Below are 7,068 nucleotides of genomic sequence, written 5' to 3' on the forward strand. Positions count from 1 at the left end.
TTATTATATCACAAAACATAACAGAACATAACGTTTTTTAGAAAACAAAACAATAAAAAAACACTCAGATTTCAAGTGTTTTAAGAGTTTTTTACATTATTAAGTTCTAAACTCAGGTTATAGACCAAATTGTCAACCTTTCTAATGAAAAATAAAAGGCTGTCCGCAAAAGCGTTCAACCTTCATTTTAATCCAATTCGAGCATTTTTTGCTTGACTTCGAGGAAGTCCTCCCAAAAAGGTCTTTTCTTTCCTTCATCACGGAGCACCGCTGCAGGATGGAATGTGGGCATTATGAAAAGACCGTTTTTATCGACCCATTGTCCCCTATCCGCTGTAATCCTTATATGCTCGCCTATAATTTTTTTGCCGACACCGACCCGAGACATACTATTATCTTGGGTTTTATTGTCGCAACCTGATATCTCAGGTACGAAAGGTACGAGAGCATCTCTTCCTCAGAAGGATTCCGGTTTTCCTTCAGATAATGTGTTTCAGATATTCCATGAAACCACTTTTTATTTCGGGATGCCGGAGTGCATACTCAACGGTCGCCTCCAGATATCCCTGCTTGTTTCCTGTATCGTACCTTCTTCCCACAAAATCATACGCAAGCATCCTGTGGCTCTGAAGGAGCATTTTCATTGCGTCAGTCAGCTGAATCTCTCCGCCCTTGCCTCTCGGAGTTCTTTCTATCATTTCAAATATGTCGCTGTCTAACACATACCTTCCAAGTATCGCCATGTCGGATGGCGCTTCCCCGGGACCCGGCTTTTCGACCATGTCAGTAACACGATATGTCCTGTCCTTAATTTTTTTTCCGGCGATTATGCCGTATTTGTATGTCTCCTCGTGAGGCACTGTCTGCACCCCCAAAACCGAATCGCCGTAGGCTTCGTACACATTAAGGAGTTGCCTAAGGCAAGGCTCTCCCTCGTTATAGACGATGTCGTCTCCAAGCAGCACTGCGAATGGCTCGTTACCTACGAATGTTTTCGCGCATCCTATTGCATGGCCCAGTCCTTTTGGCTCCTTTTGCCGAACATAGTGTATGTCTGCCATTTCGGAAATCCGGACCACCTCACGCAGCATGTCTGTTTTTCCTGATTCAGCGAGCTTTATTTCCAGCTCAAAAGATTTGTCAAAATGGTTCTGTATCGTTTCTTTGTTGCGGGTTGTTATTATGAGTATCTCCTCTATGCCGGATGCGACGACTTCCTCTACAATATACTGCAATGCAGGCTTGTCCACTATGTTAAGCATTTCCTTGGGAACTGCCTTGGTTGCCGGGAGAAATCTTGTTCCCAAACCGGCTGCCGGTATTACCGCTTTTTTCACTTTCATGCCATAACCCTCCTAAAAACTGTCTCTATAAGATTTCGATGGAAACCGGGCAGTGATCCGACCCGGCAACGTCGTCATGGATTTCGGCCTTGCCAACCCTGTATTCGAACCATTCCCTTTCTATAGGCAAGAATCCTGATCTCTTTTCATTCGGACATCCTTTCTTTTCGTATTTCTTTTTTCGTGCAGTAGGCTAATCCAACAGTACCGGGGCCAACGTGCAAGCCTATTATCGGTCCAATAGGTCTAATTGGCGGAGCATAACCTATAATGCTTTCAACCATTTCCGCCAAAACCTCGGCATCCTTATGTGCATTTATATGGTGAACGGTGACATGTCTCAATCCGAAGCTTTCAATTTCATTTTTGAAGTTTTCCAAAATTCTTTTAATCGCTTTTTTCTGTGTTCTGACCTTGTCAAAAATATCCGTCTCTCCTTCATCGTTGACTGTAAGAATCGGGGTTATCTTAAAAATATTTCCGATTAAAGCCTGAGCTCCACCTATCCTGCCACCATTCCTTAGGTGTGTAAGATTGTTGGGTGCGAAAAGAAAACGGCTGCAACAAAGAATGTTTTTCACCATCTCCTTTATTTCTCCAATGGACTTGCCTTCTCTTGCTGCTTCCGCCGCTTTTATTGCTGAATATCCCATTTCCATGCAATTCGTTTTTGAATTTATAATTTTAATTTCACAATCTTTAAAGTTCTCCGAAACCATGTTGCCAGCCATTTTGGCCGTATTGTATGTTCCGCTCATTTCGTTTGAAATGAATATGCCAATTACTTTTTTACCTTCATTGATGTACTCGGAAAATATATCAATAAACTCCTGTATCGGCGGTTGTGACGATTTCGGTATTACGCCTTTTTCTTCCATCAGCTTGTAAAAATCCTCGTTGCTGATTTCGGTCTCTCTTATATATTCTTCGCCAAAAGTAAAACTCAAAGGAATAACTCTAATGCCAAGCTCTTCGGCCACCGCTCCGGATATATAGCTTGTGCTGTCCGTGATTACTTGAATGTTCACTCAATGTCCCCCTTGCCTTTTTTTCTATATGTCTTACCGCTTTCTTTTTCATTTTTTTCAGTCTTTTTTGTAGATTCCGTCGAATTTCAACAGCTCGTCGATTTTTTTTTCGATACGAAAAAGTACGCTATCTTCTTGGCTTTCGCATATAGAATTTTCAGAAAGACTGGCCATGCTGCAACCGAGATTCTTTTGCATGGACTTTGTAGCCTCTTCGATTTTATTTATTTTATCAAAAACTATCCGGTTAGTCCTCTCAATCGTATCCTCGAGCTTTCTTGTCGATTCGGAAAACCTCTTTAAAAATCTTTCATTCTCAGATTCAAGGAACATAGCAAGCAGTCTGTCCGGATCAAGCACCTCGTTTAGACCGTATCCTCTCATTTTGTATGTCCCCCCGGCAGTGCAATAGGGTTTGTTCGTTCCGGGCAATATCTCTATCCTGAAAAAAGGCTTCATCTTCAGATTTTCGACATATATTTCAATATCAACCTTTGGAATGCAGCTGTTTGACTTACTCAGTATGTTTAGCCTCTCTTGATCTCCCACATCGCATCCAATTATTTTGCCTCTTTGTCTGTTCTTTTCACCGGTGTCCTCTTTAACGCCAATAAGGATTGTTCCTCCATGCTCGGAGTTCGCAAATGCCACTATATCTGCAGAGTCAAGCCCATTAATGCTTTGCTTGAACTCGATTTCGTAGTTTTCTTCAGCGTCAAGCAGCAATTTCGTTCTTTTTGTTATAACATCGAATACATTGTCATTTGCCATTTTTTCAATCCTTCCCTGTATATGATTTCCTTTGTTTAACGACTCCCCTCCGATATGCAGCCAGGAGCAGACCCAGAAGCTCAATCTGTTTTTTCAGTTCCAGCCCCACATCAGTGTCTTCGACGCTTTTTCTTCGGGCTGTTTTCTCCAAAACTGTCGTAGTCGATATCATATCCTTCTCCTCGGTAATGGCTTTTTCAATCGATTCAAAAGGCTCATGACACGCAAGCAAAAGGCCGTATGAGTTGTATATCAATGTATACCCTGCTATTCCCGTTGTAGCCTGATATGCTTTTGAAAACCCTCCGTCTATCACAAGAAGCTTTCCTTCTGCCTTTATTGGACTCTCCCCATCTTTTCTCTTGACCGGAACATGCCCGCTAACAATGTGGGAGACATCGGGATCGAGTCCGAATGCCGTCAATATTTTTTCAGCAGACCTTCGGTCATCCCTCAAGCGATAATAGCTGTTTTTAATTTCGGTATGGGTTTTCTTATCTTCGATGAAATACCTTTCAAAGGTTGTCATTTTATCCTTACCGAAGAGTGGCGAGTTTTCACCGCACCACATATACCACATGGAATCCCTTGCATAGGCCCGTTCGAAAGAGCCTTCCTTGTTGTAAAAGGCCTGCCTTGCCAATTCATCACACTTGTCAAGCAAACTTTTACCCTTATATCCGCTTCCTTCGATAGGAATATTCTTGAAGCTGCCGTCCTCGTTCATTGGTATGCACGCGTGGTATAAAAGGTTTGAATTGTATTTCAAGTACATGCTCCCCTTGGTGTACATAAGGTTCATGTGGCGCTGGAGCTTCTCACTGTTTATGAATGAATGGACCAGTTTTTCAATAACCTCTTTTTCCTCGTCAGTCAAAGCATAGGGGTCTTCCGGATTTACCGTAGGGAAGTCCATATCCTTCATTTTATACGATTCCCCATCAACAATGACTTTTCCGTCTTTCCAATCTATCTTATCCAAGAGCAGGCGGCTATCCATTTCATATTCGGGATGCTTCTGTATGACCTTGCCCTCAAGTTTGAATTGGATTATCGCTATAGCCTTTTGCATCTTTGCAATCAAGTCCAGGTCCTTTTGCCTGTAATTGGCGTCTTCCATGATTTTAGGCAAGAATTGAAGACATGGATCTTTTCCATATGCCTCAAGCGCAAATGTCGCGAGTGGAAAAAGGTTTATTCCATATCCGTCTTCCAATGTGCCCATGTTTGCATATCTGCAGGATATGCGCACCACATTTGCTATGCATGACTTCGATCCGCAAGCGGCTCCCATCCAAAGGATGTCGTGATTTCCCCATTGTATATCGAGTGAATGGTGCTTCATTAGAGAATCCATTATTATGTGGGATCCCGGGCCCCTGTCATATATGTCTCCTACTATGTGGAGCCTGTCAACAGCCAGGCGCTGAACCACGCAGGCTATGGCCTCTATAAATTCATCGGCTCTGTCTATGTCTATTATAGTTTCGATTATTTTTCTGTAATAACGAGCCTTGTCCTCGCCCGCGTCGTCCTGATGGAGCAGTTCCTCGATTACATATTTAAAATCCTGAGGCAGGGCCTTTCTGACCTTTGACCTTGTATACTTTGACGACACAGCTCTGCATATTACAATAAGTCGGTGTATGTTCTCCGAATACCATTTTTCAAGGTCTTTCTCTGTTTCATTGATGATTTCAAGCTTTTCCGTAGGATAATATAGCAGTGTCAAAAAGCTTCTCATTTCCGCTTCATCAAAAGATTCTCCGAAGATTTCAACCGCTTTCCTCCGCAATACTCCCGACGCATTTTTAAGCACATGGGTAAAGGCTTCATATTCCCCATGCAAATCGGTAAGAAAATGCTCGGTTCCCTTGGGCAGATTCAGTATTGCCTTCAGGTTTGTAATCTCAGTGCATACAGATGCCACATTCGGATATTGCTTTGACATCATCTTAAGAAATTCGATATTGCTTTCGATTTTTTCCATTTCATGTTTTTCCATGCATATCCCCCATTTTTCATTCAAACGAATTCTTGAAACGACGCGACTTCTATCCCACAATATGTTCCCGAGCTGCTGCTGCATCATATATCCTATCAGTCCTTAGCTTTCCGCCCCGCACATATATAGAGGCATAGCAGGGACAATTGCCGATGCGGCATCATTCTGTATAAGCAGGTTGACTACCTGAGGCCCATTCCCGTGGGTCAAATATTCTATGCCCCTTTTCGATCATTTGGGCTATCTGCACGCATGTTTTTCTTACATTCTCAAGTTGCTGCCCGGCCGTTCCCTGTTGCCGCGGTTGACGTATGGCATTGCCACCTAAAGCTACAACAATGGTCTTTATCTCCATATTCGCCCTCTGGGTTTTTTATCTGCAAGTATTCTCAATTGAAAAAGCTAAGCTGCTCTTTTTGTTTTTCTCTTTCCCTCAGTTTATCGCTTAATACATAGTAGGTTCCGCTCCCCATGCCTTCCTGAATCAACACTTCCTGATCCACTAATGATTTCAATTCTCTAAAGGCTTCGTCCCTATTTACATCGTTCAAGTTTTGGTATTCCCGGTTATTTATGCTTCCATTCTTCATAGCGAATGACACCGCAGCCATGCGGTCCTCATCGATTTTCAGATTCATTTCTTCTAATCTCTTGATGTCCTCAATGCCTAGTATCTCTCTGTTCCCAAAGCGGACTGTGAAATCCTCGCCCTCGCTTTCAAACACCGGCGGTTCGAGGCGATACTTCTTTGCCTCTGCGAACATGGTGTGTATGCCGGTTCCCGTATTCCTTACTTCTCCCATTTCCTGCAGTATTCTCACCATCGTAGCGTTTCTCGAATGTGCATATGTCTCAAGATTGAAGTCCTGCAGTTTTTCTCCCAATATAAGTCCGGGACTCTTTATTTCGATGATTTTGTCCGTAATAGCAATCCTCACATATTTACCCAATGCGTATGAATCGTAATCTCTATGGATAAGGCTGTTCCACACGGCTTCCTCTATGGCCTCGATTGGATACGCCGGCATCTCTACATGCTTTCCGCTTAGGTATCCCACCTTCGCCTTCTTGCCTATTCTTCTCTTTATTGTTTCCATTGCCATATCCTTCATTTCAGGCAATGTGCCGTAGATTTTATCAACTGTCGCGTTTTTTCCGATTCCAGTGGCAATTGTTACATGAATTTGCGGAAGATAGAGTTGAGGGTTTTTCCCGAAAATTAATAATCCCGCCAATGTCGCCAATCTCGGTTGACCAAAACGACTTATTATCCCCAATTTTTCAAGCAAATCATGTCTTTCAAGAAAAACAGGTCCATATTTTTCGCGGACAGCGCCCAAATACAAGCTCAGTTTCGTCTGATCCAAATCGTCTTCGGATGTTCTTAAAACAGGCGTTAAATCAACATTTTGAGGCATCTTAAAAATAATGTCCTTTAGATAGTCCAAATTTTCCATCCCCTTCACTTTATAGGATTAAAACGCTTCTTGACACTCTCCACGGATAAATCCGGGGGGAGTGTCAAATGTGTAGTTTCTACCTTTGGCTTTGTTTTTTTCGCCACAAATAGGACAAATCTGACTTGTGTAGGCTGGGTTCACATACTCTTTAGATACGACCGGCGTTAATTGATGTCGATTGAAAGTTTTCATGTAGGGTGAGTTGATGGAATTGCTGTCAGTTGAAAAAATTAGCTGTTACCACTCTTGCCCTAAAACCTTTTCAACAAATACCTTTGCCCGAACTTTCAGAGCGCTTATGCCGATACATAAGATCTTCAGCATATTTAAATATCTCTTGAATATTTTCTTCCTCGTTGCTGTTTGTTGCGTAACCAAAGGAAATAGAAATATCAATATTTCCAACTTTTTCTTTTAAAGACAGTTCATTAATACGTTTAATGATTTGCTCTGTTTCAAAA

The 7,068-nt window shown here is 42.3% G+C and carries 9 protein-coding genes; all 9 read right to left on the bottom strand.

The window, feature by feature from the left end; all coding sequences use genetic code 11:
- Positions 1 to 187: 187 nt before the first annotated feature.
- Positions 188 to 388, bottom strand: a complete 201-nt coding sequence (locus JJE29_08720; protein MBK5252697.1) for a hypothetical protein — start codon at positions 386 to 388, stop codon at positions 188 to 190.
- Between the two features lie 91 nt (positions 389 to 479).
- Positions 480 to 1,343 (bottom strand): UTP--glucose-1-phosphate uridylyltransferase GalU, encoded by an 864-nt coding sequence (galU, locus tag JJE29_08725; GenBank protein ID MBK5252698.1) that lies wholly within the window; start codon positions 1,341 to 1,343, stop codon positions 480 to 482.
- 146 nt (positions 1,344 to 1,489) lie between these two features.
- Positions 1,490 to 2,371: a DegV family protein gene (locus JJE29_08730; protein ID MBK5252699.1), complete on the bottom strand. Its 882-nt coding sequence runs from the start codon at positions 2,369 to 2,371 to the stop codon at positions 1,490 to 1,492.
- Between the two features lie 57 nt (positions 2,372 to 2,428).
- Positions 2,429 to 3,142: an ATP-binding protein gene (locus JJE29_08735; GenBank protein ID MBK5252700.1), complete on the bottom strand. Its 714-nt coding sequence runs from the start codon at positions 3,140 to 3,142 to the stop codon at positions 2,429 to 2,431.
- Positions 3,143 to 3,146: 4 nt separating this feature from the next.
- Positions 3,147 to 5,153 carry a fructose-1,6-bisphosphatase gene (locus JJE29_08740; protein ID MBK5252701.1) on the bottom strand — a complete coding sequence of 669 codons (2,007 nt, stop codon included), beginning with the start codon at positions 5,151 to 5,153 and terminating at the stop codon, positions 3,147 to 3,149.
- Between the two features lie 154 nt (positions 5,154 to 5,307).
- A complete protein-coding gene (locus JJE29_08745) occupies positions 5,308 to 5,502 on the bottom strand; it encodes a hypothetical protein (protein ID MBK5252702.1) in 195 nt (64 codons plus the stop codon).
- Positions 5,503 to 5,536: 34 nt separating this feature from the next.
- Entirely contained in the window at positions 5,537 to 6,604 is a 1,068-nt protein-coding gene (locus JJE29_08750) for a hypothetical protein (protein ID MBK5252703.1), read from the bottom strand.
- An 18-nt stretch (positions 6,605 to 6,622) separates the two neighbouring features.
- Positions 6,623 to 6,748, bottom strand: a complete 126-nt coding sequence (locus JJE29_08755) for a transposase (protein ID MBK5252704.1) — start codon at positions 6,746 to 6,748, stop codon at positions 6,623 to 6,625.
- Between the two features lie 121 nt (positions 6,749 to 6,869).
- The coding region (locus tag JJE29_08760; GenBank protein MBK5252705.1) for a diguanylate cyclase at positions 6,870 to 7,068 on the bottom strand (199 nt) is incomplete at its 5' end.

The organism is Peptostreptococcaceae bacterium (genome assembly GCA_016649995.1).
Taxonomy (GTDB): Bacteria; Bacillota; Clostridia; order Peptostreptococcales; family BM714; genus BM714.